General features: G+C 66.1%; 17 protein-coding genes. 15 read left to right on the top strand and 2 right to left on the bottom strand.

What is annotated here, in order from left to right:
* The first annotated feature begins 3 nt into the window (after positions 1–3).
* Genes AB5K84_RS30195 through AB5K84_RS30260 form a run of 14 tightly spaced genes read left to right on the top strand, consistent with a single transcriptional unit; the run spans position 4 to position 14,612 of the window.
* Positions 4–837 (top strand): phosphoenolpyruvate hydrolase family protein, encoded by an 834-nt coding sequence (locus AB5K84_RS30195; protein WP_011086165.1) that lies wholly within the window; start codon positions 4–6, stop codon positions 835–837.
* Between the two features lie 27 nt (positions 838–864).
* On the top strand, positions 865–3,765 hold the full coding sequence (locus AB5K84_RS30200; RefSeq protein WP_011086164.1) for a flotillin family protein: 2,901 nt from the start codon (positions 865–867) through the stop codon (positions 3,763–3,765).
* Between the two features lie 11 nt (positions 3,766–3,776).
* On the top strand, positions 3,777–4,214 hold the full coding sequence (locus AB5K84_RS30205) for an SRPBCC family protein (protein WP_011086163.1): 438 nt from the start codon (positions 3,777–3,779) through the stop codon (positions 4,212–4,214).
* A gap of 5 nt (positions 4,215–4,219) precedes the next feature.
* Positions 4,220–4,675 carry an SRPBCC family protein gene (locus AB5K84_RS30210; protein WP_011086162.1) on the top strand — a complete coding sequence of 152 codons (456 nt, stop codon included), beginning with the start codon at positions 4,220–4,222 and terminating at the stop codon, positions 4,673–4,675.
* Positions 4,666–5,484, top strand: a complete 819-nt coding sequence (locus tag AB5K84_RS30215; RefSeq protein ID WP_011086161.1) for an FAD binding domain-containing protein — start codon at positions 4,666–4,668, stop codon at positions 5,482–5,484. The genes AB5K84_RS30210 and AB5K84_RS30215 overlap by 10 nt, the downstream gene beginning before the upstream one ends.
* A gap of 28 nt (positions 5,485–5,512) precedes the next feature.
* The gene (locus AB5K84_RS30220; RefSeq protein WP_027548905.1) at positions 5,513–5,989 is read left to right on the top strand and encodes a (2Fe-2S)-binding protein; all 477 of its coding nucleotides are present in this window, start codon (positions 5,513–5,515) and stop codon (positions 5,987–5,989) included.
* 11 nt (positions 5,990–6,000) lie between these two features.
* Positions 6,001–7,587, top strand: a complete 1,587-nt coding sequence (locus AB5K84_RS30225; protein ID WP_011086159.1) for a xanthine dehydrogenase family protein molybdopterin-binding subunit — start codon at positions 6,001–6,003, stop codon at positions 7,585–7,587.
* Positions 7,588–8,610, top strand: a complete 1,023-nt coding sequence (locus tag AB5K84_RS30230) for a xanthine dehydrogenase family protein molybdopterin-binding subunit (protein WP_011086158.1) — start codon at positions 7,588–7,590, stop codon at positions 8,608–8,610. It abuts the gene before it with no gap.
* A 10-nt stretch (positions 8,611–8,620) separates the two neighbouring features.
* Complete coding sequence (locus AB5K84_RS30235; RefSeq protein ID WP_011086157.1) at positions 8,621–9,502, top strand: AAA family ATPase; 882 nt, start codon at positions 8,621–8,623, stop codon at positions 9,500–9,502.
* Entirely contained in the window at positions 9,499–10,626 is a 1,128-nt protein-coding gene (locus tag AB5K84_RS30240) for a vWA domain-containing protein (RefSeq protein WP_441232705.1), read from the top strand. The genes AB5K84_RS30235 and AB5K84_RS30240 overlap by 4 nt, the downstream gene beginning before the upstream one ends.
* Positions 10,623–11,507 carry an amidohydrolase family protein gene (locus AB5K84_RS30245; RefSeq protein ID WP_011086155.1) on the top strand — a complete coding sequence of 295 codons (885 nt, stop codon included), beginning with the start codon at positions 10,623–10,625 and terminating at the stop codon, positions 11,505–11,507. The genes AB5K84_RS30240 and AB5K84_RS30245 overlap by 4 nt, the downstream gene beginning before the upstream one ends.
* A gap of 31 nt (positions 11,508–11,538) precedes the next feature.
* Positions 11,539–12,387 (top strand): MBL fold metallo-hydrolase, encoded by an 849-nt coding sequence (locus tag AB5K84_RS30250; RefSeq protein ID WP_011086154.1) that lies wholly within the window; start codon positions 11,539–11,541, stop codon positions 12,385–12,387.
* 20 nt (positions 12,388–12,407) lie between these two features.
* Positions 12,408–13,982 carry an isochorismatase family protein gene (locus tag AB5K84_RS30255; protein ID WP_011086153.1) on the top strand — a complete coding sequence of 525 codons (1,575 nt, stop codon included), beginning with the start codon at positions 12,408–12,410 and terminating at the stop codon, positions 13,980–13,982.
* A gap of 3 nt (positions 13,983–13,985) precedes the next feature.
* On the top strand, positions 13,986–14,612 hold the full coding sequence (locus AB5K84_RS30260) for an FMN-dependent NADH-azoreductase (RefSeq protein WP_011086152.1): 627 nt from the start codon (positions 13,986–13,988) through the stop codon (positions 14,610–14,612).
* Between the two features lie 94 nt (positions 14,613–14,706).
* Here the strand turns inward: AB5K84_RS30260 and AB5K84_RS30265 are convergent, their stop codons facing one another.
* Both AB5K84_RS30265 and AB5K84_RS30270 read right to left on the bottom strand, forming a co-directional pair.
* On the bottom strand, positions 14,707–15,732 hold the full coding sequence (locus AB5K84_RS30265; RefSeq protein WP_038965991.1) for a glycoside hydrolase family 5 protein: 1,026 nt from the start codon (positions 15,730–15,732) through the stop codon (positions 14,707–14,709).
* A gap of 20 nt (positions 15,733–15,752) precedes the next feature.
* Entirely contained in the window at positions 15,753–17,039 is a 1,287-nt protein-coding gene (locus tag AB5K84_RS30270; protein WP_011086150.1) for an O-antigen ligase family protein, read from the bottom strand.
* A 222-nt stretch (positions 17,040–17,261) separates the two neighbouring features.
* Between AB5K84_RS30270 and AB5K84_RS30275 the strand changes: the two genes are divergently transcribed.
* A complete protein-coding gene (locus AB5K84_RS30275) occupies positions 17,262–18,398 on the top strand; it encodes a GNAT family N-acetyltransferase (protein WP_011086149.1) in 1,137 nt (378 codons plus the stop codon).
* Positions 18,399–18,400 lie beyond the last annotated feature (2 nt).

Consider the following 18,400-nt stretch of genomic DNA (forward strand, 5'->3'; position numbering starts at 1 on the left):
CCGATGGCCAGGTTTGAGCGCGCAGCACTCCTGAGGCGATTTCGCGGCATGGCCAGGCGGGGCGAGCCGATCGTCGGCGGCGGCGCCGGCACCGGGCTGTCGGCCAAATGCGAGGAGGCCGGCGGCGTCGATCTCATCGTCATCTACAATTCCGGCCGCTACCGCATGGCTGGCCGCGGCTCGCTCGCGGGGCTCATGCCGTACGGCGATGCCAACGCCATCGTGCTGGAGATGGCCGGCGAAGTGCTGCCCGTCGTCAGCAAGACGCCGGTGCTCGCCGGCGTCAACGGCACCGATCCGTTCCGCGACATGGACGTGTTCCTCGACCAGTTGAAGGCGCTCGGCTTCGCCGGCGTGCAGAACTTTCCGACCGTCGGCCTGATCGACGGCGTGTTCCGCGCCAATCTCGAAGAGACCGGGATGTCCTATGCGCTCGAGATCGACATGATCGCGAAGGCGCGCGAGAAGGACCTGCTGACCACGCCCTACGTCTTCAGCGAGAAGGAAGCCGCCGCGATGGCGATCGCCGGGGCAGACATCATCGTCTGCCATCTCGGGCTCACCACCGGCGGCACGATCGGGGCGCAGACCGCGCCGAAATTGCAGGACTGCGCGGCGCGCATCGACACCTGGGCCTCGGCCGCGCTCAGCGTCAATCCGGAGATTCTGGTGCTCGCGCATGGCGGGCCGATCGCCGATCCCGCCGACGCCGATTTCATCATGAAGAACACCCGCAACTGTCACGGTTTCTACGGCGCGTCCTCGATGGAGCGACTGCCCGTGGAGAGGGCCCTGACGGAACAGGTGCGTCAATTCAAGGCGATCGGCGCGCGATAACGCCTTTAAGGTTCGAGGGAGGACAAGATGTCAGGGATATTGGTCGGCGAGTTGATCCTCTGGCTGATCGTCGCGATCGTCGTGATCGTCGTGGCCGTCTACATCGTGAACTGGCTCTACCATCGCTCCTCCAAGGAGACGTCATTCGTCCGAACCGGCTTCCTCGGCGAGCGCGTGGTGATCAACGGCGGTGCCTTCGTGCTGCCCTTCATCCACGACTACACGCCGGTCAACATGAACGTGCTGCCGATGGGCATCGTCCGCTCCCGCCAGGACGCCGTGATCACCCGCGACCGCATGCGCGTGGATATCGAGGCCGACTTCTACGTCCGGGTCCAGGCCACCAAGGAGGCGGTCTCGATCGCGGCCGCCACACTCGGCCGCCGCACCATGGAACCCGAACGGCTCCACGCGCTGCTGGCCGGCAAGTTCATTTCCGCAATCCGGTCGGTCGCGTCCGAAATGACCCTGGAAGAGATGCACGAACGGCGCGGCGACTATGTCGTGCGCGTCAAGACCAATGCGGCGGAGGCACTTGCCCAGAACGGACTCGAGCTCGAATCCGTCGCGATCACCGATCTCGACCAGACCGATCTCGAATTCTTCAACCCGTCGAACCGGTTCGACGCCGAAGGCCTGACCCGCCTGATGGAGGACATCGAGGCCAAGCGCAAGCTGCGCAACGACATCGAGCAGGACTCGATGATCAAGATCCGCTCCCGCAATCTCGAGGCCGAGCGGCAGGCGCTGGAGATCGAGCGCGAGAGCGAGACGGCGCGGCTGGAGCAGGAACGCGACATCGAGATGCGCCGCGCGCTCCAGCGCACGGAAGTCGCCCGCGAACGCGCACTGCGCGAGACCGAGGCCGAACAGGCCCAGATCTCCGCTCGCGAGACCATCGAGCGCGCGCGGATCGCCAATGACCAGGCCATTGCCGAGGCCCGCATCGCCTCGGAGCGCGAGACCCGCCAGAAGGAGATCGAGCGAACCCGCACCATCGAGGAAAAGGAGCTGCTGGCGCGCGAGGAAATCGAGAAGACCCGGATCGCCAACCAGCGCTCGATCGACACCACCCGCATTGCCTCGGAGCGCGAGGTGCGCCAGCGCGAGATCGAGCGCATGCGCACCGTCGAGGAGGCCGAAATCGCCGCACGCGAATCGATCGAGAAGGCCCGCATCCAGCAGGACCGCGTCGTCACCGATGCCCGCATCGCCAACGAGGAGGAGACGCGGCGCCGCGAGATCGAGCGCACCCGCGCCGTCGACGAGGCCGAGATCGCCGCACGCGAAGCCACCGAGAAGGCGCGCATCGCCCAGACCATGACGGTCAATGTCGAGCGCATCTCCTCGGACGAGCGGACCCGCGCCCTGGAAATCCAGCAGGTCCGCACCATCCAGGAGGCCGAGATCGAGGCGCAGCGCGCGGTCGAGACCGCCCGTATCGCCCGCGAACGGACGTTGGCCGCCGAGCGCATCGCCGCCGAGCAGAACACGCGGCAGCTCGAGATCGAGCGCAACCAGACGCTCGATGTCGCGGGAATTGCGGCGCGCGAGGCGACCGAAGCCTCCCGCATCGCCCAGGAGGAGCGGGTGCGCTCGCTGGAAATCGCCCGCAACCGCGCCGTCGAGGAAGCCGACATCGCCTCGCGCGAAGCGATCGAGGCCGCCCGGATCGTGCAGGAGAAGACCGTTGCGGCCGAGCGCATCCAGGCCGAGCGCGAAACCCGCGCGCTCGAAATCGAGCGCACCGGCGTTCTGGAGGCCGCCGAGCTGAAGCGGCGCGACGCGATCGAGCGCCAGCGCATCGGGGTCGATCTCGCGCTCGAGGCGGAGCGAATCAACTCGTCCAAGAAGCGCGAGGTGCTCAATATCGAGCAGAAGAAGGCGATCGAGATCGCGGATGAGGACCGCGTCATCGCGCTCTCCACCAAGCGCTCGGAACGGATCGACGCCGACCGCCAAGTCAAGCAGGCCGAGATCGTCGCGCGCAAGGACGTCGAGACCACCGACGTGTCGCGCGAGCAGGCGCTGGAAGCGGCGCGGATCGAGCGCCGCCGCGCCATCGAGCAGCTCGAGGTCGCCCGCGTCCAGTCGCTGCAGGAAGCCGAGATTGCCGCGCGCGAAGAGGTGGAGCGCGCGCGGATCGCGTCCGACCGCGGCCTCGATGAGGCGCGCATCGGCCGCGAGCGCGAGCTGCGCAAGCTCGAGGTCAACCGCGAAAAGGACGTCGAGACGGTGCTGATGGAGAAGGCCATCGCGATTCATCAGAAGTCGCTGGAAGAGTCCGCAGCGCGTGCTGCCGCGGAGGAAGCCCGCATCCATGCGACGGAAGCCACCGAGCGCGTCATCACCGCGCGCGAGAGCGAGATCGCAAGGCGGCGCAAGACGGTCGAGGTGCTGCTCGCCGAGAAGCAGGCCGAGGAGACCCGGATCGCGGCCGACGCCGAGCGTGTCCGCGCCACCGTCGAGGCCGAAGCGCAGCGGATGCTCAACGAGGCCGAGAACGTCCTCACGGATCAGGCGCGCTACTCGCTGTTCCGCCGAAAGCTGCTCGACCGCATCGAAGGCATCGTGCGCGAAAGCGTCAAGCCGATGGAGAAGATCGAGGGCATCCGCATCCTCCAGGTCGACGGGCTCAACGGCAATGGCCATGGCGGCAATGGCGGCCGCAGCGCCACCGACGAGGTGATCGACTCGGCGCTGCGCTACCGCGTCCAGGCGCCTCTGATCGATTCGATCCTCGCCGACATCGGCGTCGAGGGCGGCAGCCTCGCCAAGATGCCGGGCCTGATCCGCGAAGCCCGCGACATGCAGGGCATCAAGGAGTCCGCGCGCAAGGGCGGCGGCGACAAGCCAGCCGCCTCCCCGCCTGCGACTGAGGGCGGCGGCGAACCGCCGGCCGAGCGCGGGCCGCGGAAGAAGAGCTGAGGATCGCGTTCATGGCCCGCGTCTACGTCTCCACCGTCGTCAACGCCCGCAACGACCGCGTCTGGGCGCGGGTGCGCGATTTCAACGGCCTGCCGAATTGGCACCCGGCGATCGCGGAGAGCCGGATCGAGGGCGGCGAGCCCTCGGACAAGATCGGCTGCGTCAGGGATTTTCGCCTGCGCAACGGCGACCGCATCCGCGAGAAGCTGCTCGGCCTCTCCGACTACGACATGTTCTGCACCTATTCGATCCTGGAATCGCCAATGGGCGTGGAGAACTACGTCGCCACCCTGCGGCTCACGCCCGTCACCGACGGCGACCAGACGTTCATGGAATGGACCGCCGAGTTCGACTGCGCGCCGGAGCGCGAGACGGAGCTCGTCAACAATATCGGCGGCGGCGTGTTCCAGGGCGGGTTTGACGCGCTGAAGCGCGTGTTCGGAGGCTGACACCCGTGCCGCATATCGTCAAAAGCACGATTTTGGACGCGCCGACCGATGCGGCGTGGTCCGTGCTGCGCGATTTCAACGGGCACGACCGCTGGCACCCGGCGGTTGCGACCTCCATGATCGAGCGTGCGCAGCCCTCCGACAAGATCGGCTGTGTCAGGCGCTTCAAGCTGAAGGACGGCTCCGAGCTGCGGGAGCAGCTTCTGGCGCTGTCCGACCTGGAGCAGTCCTTCAGCTACTGCCTGCTCGATACGCCGGTGCCGATGTTCAACTACGTCGCCCATGTCCGGCTGCTGCCGGTCACCGACGGCGACCGCACCTTCTGGCACTGGGAGTCACGCTTCACGACCAGGCCGGAAGACAAGGATCGCATCACCCACATGGTCGCCGAAGACATTTATCAGGCCGGGTTCGAGGCGATCCGCCGGCATCTGAAGGAGGCCGCATCATCATGGCCGTGACAGTGAAGACGTTCACCAGCGCCAGCGAGGCGGCCGGGGCGCTGTCCTCGGACCGCAGCGCGCGCTATCTCGGCGGCGGCACACTTGTGATGCGCGCGCTGAACGAGGGCGACGTGACGATCTCGACCGTCGTTCGCGCCCACGACCAGGCGCTGACCCGGATCGACGCATCCGGTCCGCGCGTGACGCTCGGGGCCGGGGTCACCTTCGCGCGCATCCTCGCCGAACGGGACCTCGCCTTCCTGCATGCCCCTGCCCGCTCGATCGGCGGTCCCGCCGTGCGCAACATGGGCACCGTCGGCGGCAATCTCTTTGCGCCCACTCCCTATGGCGATTTCACCGTCGCGCTGCTGGCGCTTGACGCCACCGTCGCCGTGCAGGGCGGCTTTGGCGCGCGCGACGTCCCGATCGAAGAGTTCTTGCAGGCGCGCGACCGCCAGGCCGGGACGCTGGTGCTGTCGGTGTCCTGCACCCGGCCGGCCAGCAGCGAGGCCTTCCGCTATCGCAAGATCGCGCGCATCAAGCCGAAGGGCGGCTCGGTCATCACCCTTGCCGCGCATCTGCCGGTCAGCGGCGGCCGGATCGCGGGCGCCCGCATCGCGCTAGGCTCGATGGCGCCGACGCAGATCCGCGCCCGCGCCGCCGAGCGTGCGCTCGAGGGCCGCTCGCTGGATGCCGCGACCATCGCGGCCGCCGCATCCGCAGCGACCGAAGGAACATCGCCATCCGACAACGCGCTCGGCAGCGCCTGGTATCGCCGCGAAATCGTCGGCGTCCATCTGCGGCGTCTGCTGTCCGGCCAGGAATAGATCAAGAATAGACAGGGAATAGGTCGTCATGTCCAAGATACCCCTGCAATTTCGTCACAACGGCCGCGACGTCGCGATCTTCGTCGACGGCGGCACCAATCTGCTGGTGGCGCTGCGCGAGCTGATCGGCGACATGACGCCCAAATTCGGCTGCGGCCAGGGCGGCTGCGGCACCTGCAGCGTGCTGATCGACGGCGAATTGCACCTCTCGTGCCTGACGCTGGCCGAGACCGTCGCGGGCCGCGCGGTCGAGACCCTCGACGGCATGAAGCAGGGCCCGAATTTGCATCCGCTCCAGCGCGCCTTCGCCGACCATTTTGCCGCCCAATGCGGCTATTGCACGCCAGGCATGCTGATGGCCGCAAAGGCCCTGCTCGACCGCAACCCCGCCCCGAGCCGCGCCGAGGTCGTCGAGGCGATCTCCGGCAATATCTGCCGCTGCACCGGCTACGAGCCCATCATCGACGCCATCCTCGCTGCTTCCGGCAGCCGAGCGAGTGCCTGAGGATCCCCATCATGCTGGAACTGCGCAAGGACATCTTCGCCGACGAGCGCGACGATAATTTGAAAGAGATCGGCAAGGGGACGCAGCGCCAGGACATGCTCGGCCACGTCACGGGCACGTCGAGCTATTTCAACGACCATAAACTTCAGGGCATGCTGCACCTGAAGGTCGTCCGCTCGACCGAGGCGCATGCAAGGATTCGCCGTATCGACACCACCGAGGCCGAGCGCTCGGCCGGCGTGCGCCGGATCATCCGCGGCACCGACGTGCCGGTCAATCTCAACACGCTGCTGAGCCTGATCAATTTCGGCAAGGACGACGAGCCTTCGCTGGCGGTCGACAAGGTCCGCTACAAGGGCGAGCCGATCGTCGCCATCGTTGCCGACAGCGAGCGCGAGGCGTTCGAGGCGATTGCCAAGGTCAAGGTCGACTACGAGGTGCTGCCGGCGGTGTTCGACGTCGAGGACGCGCTCAAGCCCGGCGCGCCCGTGGTCAACGAGACCTACCCAAAGAACACATTCACCTATCACGAGGTCTACGATCACCAGCGCTTGCGTTTCGGCGACGCCGATGCGGCGCTCGCGACCGCCGATCACGTGCTGGAGCAGCGCTACCAGATGTCGCCGATCGAGCACGCGCCGACCGAGACCAACGGCGCGATCGCCGCGCCCGACACCAACGGCCGCTACGTCGTCTACACCTCGACGCAGGCGCTGTTCTTCTCGGTCGACACCTGCGCCAAGATTTTGGACGTGCCCTCCAACACCTTCCACTTCATCGGCGGCACCGTCGGCGGCGGCTTTGGCGGCAAGGTGGACACGCTGACGGAACCGCTCGCGATCCTGGGAGCGATGCTGACCGGGCGGCCCGTGCGCTACGTGTTCGGCCGCGAGGAGGAGATGCAATACGGCCCGCCGCGCGGCGCCGAGCTCATCTACATCAAGGACGGCGTGATGCGCGACGGCCGCATCGTCGCGCGCAAGATCCGCGCCTATTTCGACAGCGGCGCCTATACGCGGCTGTCCAGCTACGCCGCCGTGAAATGCGCCGCCCACCTGCCCGGCCCCTACACCATCCCGAACGTCTATGGCGACGTCTATTGCGTCTTCACCAACCGGACGCCTGCGACCGCGATGCGTGGCTTCGGCGTCACCGCGATGGATTTTGCCATCGAGTGTCAGATGGACAAGCTGGCAAACCTCGTCGGCATGGACCCGATGGAGTTCCGCATCTTGAACGCCTATCGCGACGGCGACATGAAGGCACATCGGCGCGAAGCCAAGAACACCGCGCTGATCGAGTGCGTCCAGGTCGCGGCCGAAAAGGCCAAATGGCCGATCCGCGACGAGTTCAAGCGCGCGTCCTCGCGCAAGGACGGCGGCGGCAGCCGCGCCGTGATTCCGCCGACACCGACGGATTCGCACCCAAGGCCGGCTGTGGCCGCGCAGCAGCGCACGACCTATGACCGGCTTCCACCGACGGTCACCCGCGAGCCGCCGCGCGAGCCGCCACCGCCGGCACCGCCTCCCCCGCGGCCCGCTGCGCCCTCGCATGGCGCGACCCGTTTCTCCTCCGTCTTCGGCACCAGGAGGCGCTAGATGACCCGGCATCGCGGACGCGGCATGGCGTCGATCAACTATCCCATCGGCATGAATCTCGGCGGCGACCCCAGCCAGGCGCTGGTGCACTCCAATCCGAGCGGCAAGTTCACCGTCGCGCTGTCGTCGATCGACCTCGGCCAGGGCATGAAGTCGGTGACACGGCAGATCTGCGCGGAGACGCTGGGCGTGCCGGTCGAGGACGTCTATGTCGACACGGCCGACTCCGACACCGGCCCGCACTGCATGGGCTCGTTCGCCTCGCGCGGCACCCACCGCGTCGGCAACGCCGTGATGGCCGCCGCCCGCGAGGCGCGCGGCGTGATGATGGAGGCCGCCGCCGAGGAGCTGGAGGTCAATGCCGCCGATCTCGAGACCGACGGGCGCGGCAACATCCACGTCAAGGGCGCGCCGCACCGGTCGATCTCGACCAAGGACGTCGCGATCGCCGCGCAGTTCAAGCAGGGCAAGACCATCTCCGGCCGCGGCATCTTCCTCGTCCCTCTTTCCAACGTCGATCCGGAAACCGGCGAGATGTCGCCGGCAACCTGCTACGCCCATGCCTGCCTTGTCGCCGAGGTCGAGGTGGACGACGAGACCGGCGAGGTCGCGATGGTGCGCATGGACTCCGCCTATGAACTCGGCCGCGCGCTCAATCCGCGCCTGGTCGAGCAGCAGCTGGTCGGCGGCGCCTGGATGGGCGTCAGCCACGCGCTATACGAGACGCCTGAGCCCTACTATCCCGATCCCGTTCACGGCCCCCGCGATTTCGTCGAATATCTGATGCCCGGCCCCGGCGATATCTGCCCGCACGACATCGCCGTGCTGGAGCGTCCTGCGCCGGATGGCCCGTTCGGCGCCAAGGGCCCCGGCGAGATGTGCGCCAATCCGGTGCTACCGGCCGTCGCCAATGCGATCTTCAACGCGGTCGGCGTCCGCATCGACGATCTGCCGATCACCCCGGAAAAGGTGCTGCGCGCCATCAAGTCCCAGGGCGGCGCGCGACCGCAGGCACGGCGCTAGAGGTCCTGGAATGGCGGTTCGCAGCAACATCGTCGGCATCGACAGCCCCGAAGCGCTGGAGAAGGCGCTGCGCGCGGCCTATTACCTCGCCGACGAGGGACTCGCGACCGCAGCCTATCTCGGCCTCGCCCTCGGCAAGCCTCTGCTGCTCGAGGGCGCGCCGGGCGTCGGCAAGACCGAGGCGGCGAAGGCCATCGCCGCCGTGCTGGGGCGGCGATTGATCCGGCTGCAATGTTATGAGGGCATCGATTCGTCCGCGGCGCTCTACGAGTGGAACTACCCGCGCCAGATGCTCGCGATCCGCCAGGCCGGCGACGAGAGCATCGACATCTATGGCGAGACGTTCCTGATCGAACGGCCGATGCTCGCCACGCTGCGCGCGCCGGATTCCACCGTACTGCTGATCGACGAAATCGACCGTGCCGATCAGGAGTTCGAGGCCTTCCTGCTCGAATTCCTGTCCGACTTCCAGATCTCGATCCCCGAGCGCGGCACGGTCCGCGCGGCGGAGCGTCCCGTCGTGGTGTTGACCTCGAACCGGACGCGCGACCTGCACGAGGCCCTGCGCCGCCGGTGCGTCTATCACTGGATCGACTATCCCACCGAAGAGCGCGAGGCGCGCATCGTGATGCTGCGCGCCTCCAGCGTCGCGGAGGCAACCGCTCGCGCTGTCGTTGCGGCGGTCGGCAAATTGCGACGCGAGCCGCTCAGCAAGGCGCCGGGCATCGCTGAAGCCGTCGACTGGGCCGAGGCGGCGACCTTGCTGCACAAGGGCGGCGCGCGCTGGCCCGATGCCTTCAGGCGCTCGATCGGCGTGGCGCTCAAGGACGAGGAGGACCTGCACTTCATCTCGCCCCGGCTCGATGCGATGCTTGCGGAGGCAACCGCATGAGTCCCGAACTGCAAGTGCCGCAGGCGGCGCGCGTGTTCGTCTCCTTCGTCGCACTGCTGCGCGCCAACGGCTTTGCCGTCGCCCCGGAGCAGACCACCGCGTTCCTCACCGCGATCGAGCTGCTCGGCCCGCGCCACCTCGGCGATATCCGCCAGGCGGCGCTGGCCACCCTCGCCCCGCCGCCCGAACGCCGCGCGACCTTCGACCGGCTGTTCGATCTGCATTTCCGCGGCAGCGAGGCCGTCACGCGCGATGACGACGGCGAGGACGATGAGACCGTCCGGCTTCAGGAAGAAGGCCGCGGAGACGAGGAGCCTCTGCTCTCCGACGACGCCAACGAATCCGGCCTCGCCGCGACGCGCAGCGAGGCGCTGGTCGAGCGCCGCTTTGCGCAACTCTCTCCCGGCGATGCGCTGCGCCGCCTGACCCGCGAAGCGCCGCGGCGTCTGCCCAGGCGACGCGGCCACCGGCGCATGCAGGCCCGGCGCGGTCCGTTCGCCGATCTTCGCCGGACCTTGCGCGATTCCGTGCGCAGCGACGGCGAGGTCCTGCGTCTCGGCCACCTGAAGCGCAGGCAGCGCCCGCGAAAAATTCTGCTGCTGATCGACGTCTCCGGCTCGATGAAGAGCCGCACCGAGGAGAACATGAAGCTCGCCCACGCGCTGGTGCAGGCAGCGCCCAATCCCAATGTCGAGGTCTTCACCTTCGGCACGCGCCTGACCCGTGTCACCCGCGCGCTGCGGCTCAAGCGGCGCGAACAGGCGCTGAGCGCGGCCGCCCATCTCGTCAGCGACTGGGACGGCGGCACCCGGATCGGCGATGCCTTGCAAGCCTTTCTCGCGGTGCCACGGTTCGGCGGCTATGCGCGCGGGGCGGCCGTTATCGTCGTCTCGGACGGGCTGGAGCGCGGCGCGCCCGACGCGCTGCGCGACGCCGTGGCAAGACTGTCGCGGCGGGCCTGGCGCATGAGCTGGCTGACGCCGCTCGCAACGGGTCCGGGCTTTCGCCCCCAGACCGAAGCGCTCGTCGCCATCGAACGCTTCGTTGACGATCTCGTCGACGGCGGGTCGAGCGCGTCGATCGTCGCGCATGTACTGGCACTGGGACGAAGGAGAGTTGCGTGACCGGGATTGTCGACGGCCATCATCACATCTGGCGGCAGGCGGACCTGCCCTGGCTGATCGGCCCCATGCAGCCCCGCATCTTCGGACCCTACGAGCCGATCCGGCGCGACTATCCGATCCAGGAATATCTCGGCGATCTCAAGGGCACCGGCGTCAATCGCTCCGTCTACGTCCAGACCAACTGGGCCAACGATCGTTTCGAGGACGAGGCCGCCTGGGTGCAGCAGACCGCGGACGAGCAAGGCTGGCCCCACGCCATCGTCGCCTATGCCAATTTCGCGGTCGACGACGTCCGCCCGCAGCTCGACCGCCTCAAGCGTTACCCGCTCGTGCGTGGCATGCGGATGCAGCTGCACTGGCACGAGAGCCCGCTTTATCGGTTTGCCACCCGGCCTGATCTCTGTCTCGACCCCCTGATCCGCCGCAACGTCGGATACCTCGCCGACTACGGCTGGAGTTTTGACCTTCAGGTGTTCACGCCGCAGATGCCGGATGCCGCGCACCTGGCCGAGGCCTGTCCGAAGGTGACGTTCATCCTCCAGCACGCCGGGATGCTGGAGGACCTTTCGCCGGCGGGCCGCGCGGCCTGGCGCGCGGGGATGGCGCGCCTCGCCGCATGTCCGAACGTGGTGTCGAAGCTGTCCGGGCTCGGCACGTTCATCCACCGCAACGATCCCGCGCATATCGCCGCGGTGCTGACCGACACGGTCGCGATCTTCGGCGCCGAGCGTTGCCTGTTCGGATCGAATTTCCCGATCGAGAAATTGTGGACCAGCTATCGCGAGCTCGTCGACGCGTTTCGCGCGGCGGCCGCTCCGCTGAGTACCGGGCAACAGGACGCGATCTTCAGGACCACCGCGGCGCGCGTCTACCGGCTTTGACAGACAAGAAACGAGACAGGGAGAGACACGGATGGCGCTGGAGATCAAGATCCTGGACTATGGCGATATCGAGCTGGAATCGAGCTTTCTGGTTCTCGGCCGCGACTGCGGCCGCACCCGCCGCGTCCTCACGCTCGGCTTTTTGATCCTCGGCGGCAAATATCCGGTCGTGGTCGACACGGGCTACCGCTCCAACCAGATCATGGAGACGCTGGGCATGCGCGGGCTGCAGTACCACGAGCACATGATCGAGAACCAGCTTGCCCGCCATGGCGTGCGCATGGGCGACGTGCGCTTCGTCTGCCACACCCATCTGCATATCGACCACGCCGGCAAGGACGATCTGTTTCCGATGAACACGACCGTCGTCCTCAATCGCAAGGAGCTGGAATATTCGGTCTCCGGCCTGATGCATCCGCAATATCCGGCGCCCGACATCAAGCACCTGATCGACCGCCTGCACACCAAGAGCGCGCTGCGTTTCCTCGATCTGGAGATCACCGGGCCGATCGAGCTGATGCCCGGCGTCTATTGCGACGCCGCCAACGCCCACACCGAGGGCTCCATGAACATCATCGTCGAGACCGCCGACGGGATCGCCACCATCTGCGGCGACGTGATCTACGATTTCAACGACCAGATCGTCACGCCGTTCAACGAGATTCACGACTGGGAGCCGCGGACGACCGGCAACCACGGCACCAGCAAGCGGGCGGAGAAGGCCTCGATCAAGAAGCTGCTGAGCAATTCGCGCTATTTGCTGCCGGTGCACGACAGGCCGGCCAAGATCGAAGGCGGCATGGTCGTCGGCCGTCTGCACGACCAGGTCCCCGGCCCGATCGTGCAGTCGCTGCCCCCGCGCAACTGGTTCCCGGCCTGACGCGCTCGAAGGATCGACCGATGACGCATGTCACCTTGCGAAGTGAGTTCGAGACCTTGATCGATCCCTATGCGCCGGTCGCGCAGGTCGGAACAGGCTTTGACTTCACGGAGGGCCCGATCTGGCATCCGATCGATCACTACCTCCTGTTCTCGGACATGCCTGGCGACGTTCGGCGGCGTTGGGACGCACGGCGCGGCATGGCCGAGGTCAAGCGCCCGTCGAACAAATGCAACGGCATGACCTACGACGCCGAGCTCAATCTGATCGTCTGCGAGCACGCGACCTCGTCGCTGATCCGCGAGCGGCCGGACGGCCGGCGCGAGGTGCTGGCCTCGCATTTCGGGGGCCAGGAGCTCAACAGCCCCAACGACGTCTGCGTGCACTCCTCGGGCGCAATCTATTTCTCGGATCCCTGGTACGGCCGCATGCCGGTCTATGGCGTCGAGCGGCCGCGGCAGCTTGGCTTCCAGGGCGTCTATCGTGTCATGCCCGGCGGCGAGCCGAAGCTCGTCGTCGACCGCAATCTGTTCGACCAGCCGAACGGACTGTGCTTCTCGCCCGACGAACGGCTGCTCTATGTCAACGACACCGTGCAGGCGCTGATCCGCGTATTCGACGTCAATGCCGACGGCACGCTCTCGAATGCGCGGGTGTTCGCAAGTAGCATCAAGTCCGAGCTCGAGCCTGGCCTGCCCGACGGCATGAAGTGCGACCAGCACGGCAATGTCTGGGTCACCGCACCCGGCGGCGTCTGGGTCTACTCGCCGCGCGGCGAACTGCTCGGCAAGGTTCGTGTGCCCGAGCTCGTCGCCAACCTCGCCTGGGGCGGGCCGGATTTCCGCACGCTCTATCTGACCTCGACGCACTCGGTCTATGCCATCCCGACCAGGGTGGGACCGCGCCACGAGCCCTATATGAGCGGCAGGCGCGGCGGCGCCGGCGCAAGCGCCGGCCCTGCGGCCGCAGCGCCCATCCTCACCGACGGCGAGATGCGGCTCGATCCGCAGCGCTGCGCCATGATCATCCAGGATCTTCAGAACGACGTCATCATGGATGGCGGCGCATTCGACGGGTCTGGCGCGCCCGCTCACGCGAAGCAGCAGCATGTGGTCGAGAATGTCCGGCGTCTTGCCGAGGCCGCGCGGGCGCGCGGCGTCGCCATCATCCATGTCTGGTTCGTGGTCGAGCCCGGCGCCCCCGGCGTGACGCTGAACGCGCCGCTGTTCGAGGGTCTGGTCGACAGCAAGGCGATGGTGCGAGGCAGCTGGGGCGCGGCGCCGGTCTCGGGCCTGGAGCCCCGGCCCGGCGATTTCGTCGTCGAGAAGATGCGGATGAGCGCCTGGGAGGGCACGCGGCTGGAGACGATCCTGAAGGCCACTGGCCGCGACATGATCATCAACACCGGCGCCTGGACCAACATGTCGGTCGAGCACACCGCGCGCACCGGCGCCGACAAGGGTTATTTCATGATCGTGCCGGAGGATTGCTGCTCGACCATGAATGCCGACTGGCATTCGGCCTCGATCAATTTTGCCATGCAGAACGTCGCCATCGTCACGCGGGCGGATGCCGTCATCAGAGCGCTGGGATGAGCGGTGGCAAAGCTCCTGCACCTCTCCTGCTCGCCGCGCCCCGACTCGGAGTCGAGCGCCGGCGCGCGCGTCTTCCTTGACGGATTTCGCCAGATGCGTCCCGACTGGGACATCGACGTCATGGATCTCTGGCGGGAGCGGATGCCGGAGTTTGCGGGGCCGATTGTCGAGGCCAAATATGCGCGGATGAAGGCCGAGGCCTTCGACGACGCCCAGCGCGACAGCTTTGCCGAGGCCGAGCGCATGGCGACGCGCTTGTCGCTCGCCGAACGCGTGCTGATCTCGACGCCGATGTGGAATTTCGGCATCCCCTACAAGCTCAAGCAGTGGTTCGACATCATCGTCCAGCCCGGGCTTACCTTCCGGTACGACCCGGCGTCGGGATACCTCCCGCTGCTCAAGGACCGGCCGACCCTCGTCATTCTCGCCAGCGGCAGCGACTTCGTCACCGGCATGAATCGCGGCCGCACCGACATGGCGACACCCTATTTGCGCGAGGCGCTGCGTTTCATTGGCATCAGCGACGTGCGCTTCGTGCCGATCGGGCCGACCACCGGCCCGGCGGACCCGATCCTCGCCGCGCGCGAGACGGCGTATCGACGCCTCCGCGAGATCGCCACATGGTTTTGATCGACGCGCCACGCTAGGCGATTGCGAGCGGCGAGAGCGCGGCAGATTTCGCGCGACGGCCGACAAGACTGTCAGCGAAATCGCGACCGCCGCTTCAACGCTGCGGCGGAATCAGCGCACGCAGGATGTCCGGCTTCCAGGCCTGACGCGCGCTGTCGAAGGCCGCGAAATCATGGTCGAATTGCCAATAGGCCCATGACCAGCCAAGCCTGTCGGCGCTTCTCGCCATGAACGACAGATATCTTGCGCGGCTGTCGGATGGCGCACGCTCGTATACCCCGAACTCGCCGAGATAGACGGGGCGCTTCTCCTTCTCCGCCCAGAGATTCATCTTCTCGAAGTCAGCAGCAGCCTTGGCTTCGTCGTCGGGACTGCCCCAATCCAGCGGCCCGATCCGCGAAAACGTCGGGGACCACGGTGCGCCCTGATGCGTGAATCGTATCGGCGCGTAATAGTGAAACGTGACAATCAGGTTCCTGTCGTCGGCCGGCAGAGCCAGGTCGTCGACGGGGATGTCGTCCGTATTGAGAACCGCGGCAATGACCGGCCGCGCCGGATTGGTGCGGCGGATGATTTCAAGACATTCGTTGAGGAGCGAATTCCAGTCGCCGGACGTCATTTGCCCGCCAGGCTCGTTCAGGACCTCGAAGACCAGCGCGGGATATTTTCCGGCATAGCGCTCGGCGATCTGCCGCCAGAATGCCCTGAGCTTCTCGCCGCATTCGGAAACGTCGCGTTGGCAGATATGGGTGTCGTGCTCGTCAACGATCGGAATGAGGTTTCTTGCAAGGACGTCCTCGATGACGGCATCGAGCCGCCTCAGAACGATCTCGTCCAGCACGTTCCCCGGGCCCATGAACTTGAAGCCGAAAAAGTTGATCCTGACGTGCGAAAATCCGGCCTTCCTGATTGCCGTCAGATTGTCCAGGCGGAATGGCGCGTTCCGGCCGCCTTCCCAGATCCCGTCATAGCCGAGAATATTGATGCCGCGCCCCAATTTCGGCAGGTCACGGGAAGCAGCCTGCCCGGCCCCATTGGCATGGAAGCCAAACGACGCGAGGAAAACTGCCGTTGCCGCAAGATTGAAGCTTCTCGTCCAGCGAGCGCGGATGGCTCTCATCTTGCTTCCATTCGTTGAGACTAGAGATCGGTCTGCGGCACAGGCCTGCACGTCGCGAAGAAGAACGCCACCAGCAGCACCGACGTGAACATCGTCGAACGAAGGAACGTCGTCTCGGTAAAATTGGTCTGAAAGCTGAGAACGGCAAATCCGATGATCAGCGCGCAGTGCGACCGGTCGATCGCGCGGGCCGAAATCAGATGGAGAACCTTGCTCGAAAACAGCAGGACGCTCGCGGCGAAGAGCGTGTAGCCGAGAAACCCCGTCTCCATCAGGATCGCGATATAGCCGCTGTGATAATTGTCGAGCACCCAGCCATGGTTCTGCTCGAAATAGTCGTAGATCGACGGGATCGTCCAGAAGCCGTTGATCCCGAAGCCGAGCAGCGGCGCGTCATCGAAATGGCTGATGGCGTAATGCCAGATGAACGTCCGCTCGGTCAAATCGACGGACGCGTCGCCGACATGGATCGCGTCATACCCCGTCGCGTAAAAATAGAAGATCAGCGCGCCGGCCAGCAAACACATGACGAACGGCAGGACCGCATAGAGTCTCATGCAGATGACCGACCACATCGAGGTCAACAGCAATGCGCATGCGGCCAGGGCAACGGCACCGGCGCCCCGCGATTCCGACGCGAGGACACATGTGGACGCCAGAACGAAGGTCAGGAGGAAAGCCGGCCACCCCTGCCCCTTCATCTTCAGATAGCAGGCGAAGAACATCAGATACGCGCCGACGAAACCGAGGGTCTGCTTCGATTCATAGACGCCTTGCCATTGACCGTTATGCATCCAGCTGTGGTCTATCCCGATATCGGGTACGGCGAGCGCAACGAAGGCCGACGCGGCGACCAATATGAAAAGGCCCAACGCCGTGGCCCTGACAACCTCGTCCATGTCGATGCGCGTGATGAGACAGAAGGCACCGAAGGTCGTCATCGCGAGCGCCAGGCTCTTCATGATCGCGGCGGCATTCAGGCTGGTCCAGAACACGGAGATGACGGCGAAGGCGTAGAATGCGACCAGCACGATCAGATCGGGATTGAACTGCAAACGCAGGGGCGGACGCACGAATGCGCTGGCGTAGATCAGGACGCCCCACATCAGGACCGCGACAGCCTGCTGCAGATAGGTCAGCTCCGCCGGCAACAGCCCGGTGTTGAAGGTGCCCATCGACGCGACGACGTTGATGGTGATCGAACAGCCAATCGCGGCCCTGGCAATCTTCTCAACGCCAACGCTGCGCGTCTTCCAGATCGCGCTCCCGGGAGCCCCGGAGTCCACCTCGGTCTGTAGGCTGGCCATGATTGACCTTCCTTAAACGCGGTTAATTATTTGCTAGCGCGGCCAGGTCTCCACATCGCAGCCTCCGCGGCCGCGAAGCCTTAAGACTTCGGTAACGATACGAACCCGGCTCAGTCCATTTGATGCAAATCGTACCACCTCGGTATCTCGACCGTCACTCCCCTGCTATAAGCCCTCAGCTCGATCGAGCACTCCCGAATTCCCTGGCCTCCCTGGTTACGCATGAACACGCCCGGCAACACGTTCGATATCGCCGTCGAGCCGGCATTCGACTTCCTGTCGGCGGACTATGCAGAGCTGTTCGACCACTCGGCCGCCACCGCGTTCCAGCATCCGCTCTGGCTGCACAGCCTCTACAGCAGGCTCGCGTCTCATGCGGGAGCAACCCCTCTGGTTGTCGTGGTTCGCTACCGCGCGACGCGCGCCCTTGCGATGGTGCTGCCCCTGCTCCGGATCCGGCGCGGTCCGATACGGACCGTCGAATTCGCAGATCTCCGCGTCTCCGACTATCTGGCGCCGGTTTGCAGTCCGACGGTGTTTTCCGAACTGCTTGGGGATGCGGAGGCATGCGCCCGGATTCGCCGCCTCGTTCGCCCTTTCGACCTGCTCCGAATGACCAAGCTGCCGGACGGGCGGCTGCCGATCGAGAGCCTTCTGGCCGCGCCCCGCCGCGTCGCGATGGACACCAATGCCTACGCGACCGTTCTCGTCGCCCCATTCGAGCAATGGCGGGCCAGTGCGATGGATCGTTCCTATCAGAAGGAGCTCGCAAAGAAGTATCGGCAGCTCCAGAAGAAGGGCGCGCTGAGCTTCTCGTGCTGCAGCGACGGCGCTGCCGTCCTCGAGGCGCTGGACGTAATGAGGAAATTTCGCGGTCCGCGGTTCCAGGCGCAGGGCGACGGAGACCTACTCCAGCGCCCCGCATATTACGACTTCTATTCCGACGTCGCGGTCCGCGGTCTCGGTTCCCTTGCGCGGCTCTATGCCATGAAGATGGATGGCGAGGTGATCGCCGCCGTGCTCGGCTTGCACCACCGCGATAGCTTCCTCGTCATCATGAGTGCCTTCGACATTGCCGGATACAAGAGCCAGTCGCTGGGCGCGCTGATGTTCGAGCAGGTGGCGAAGGACTGCATCGAGCGCGGAGATCAGATGCTCGACTTCACCATTGGCGACGAGCCATACAAGAAATTGTTCGGCGCGCAGGCCTCGCCGATGTGGGCGGTCACGCAGGCCGGCAGCACCACAGGCGCGATATCCCTGTTCGCACTGAAGCAGGCGCCCTGGCTCAAACTTGCCGCGAAGCGAATTTCGGAGGTCAGGCTCTCGCCGACCCGCACCTCGACGCCAACGCGCTGACC

Origin of the sequence: Bradyrhizobium sp. 1200_D9_N1_1, assembly GCF_052075915.1 — a bacterium.
GTDB lineage: Bacteria > Pseudomonadota > Alphaproteobacteria > Rhizobiales > Xanthobacteraceae > Bradyrhizobium > Bradyrhizobium diazoefficiens.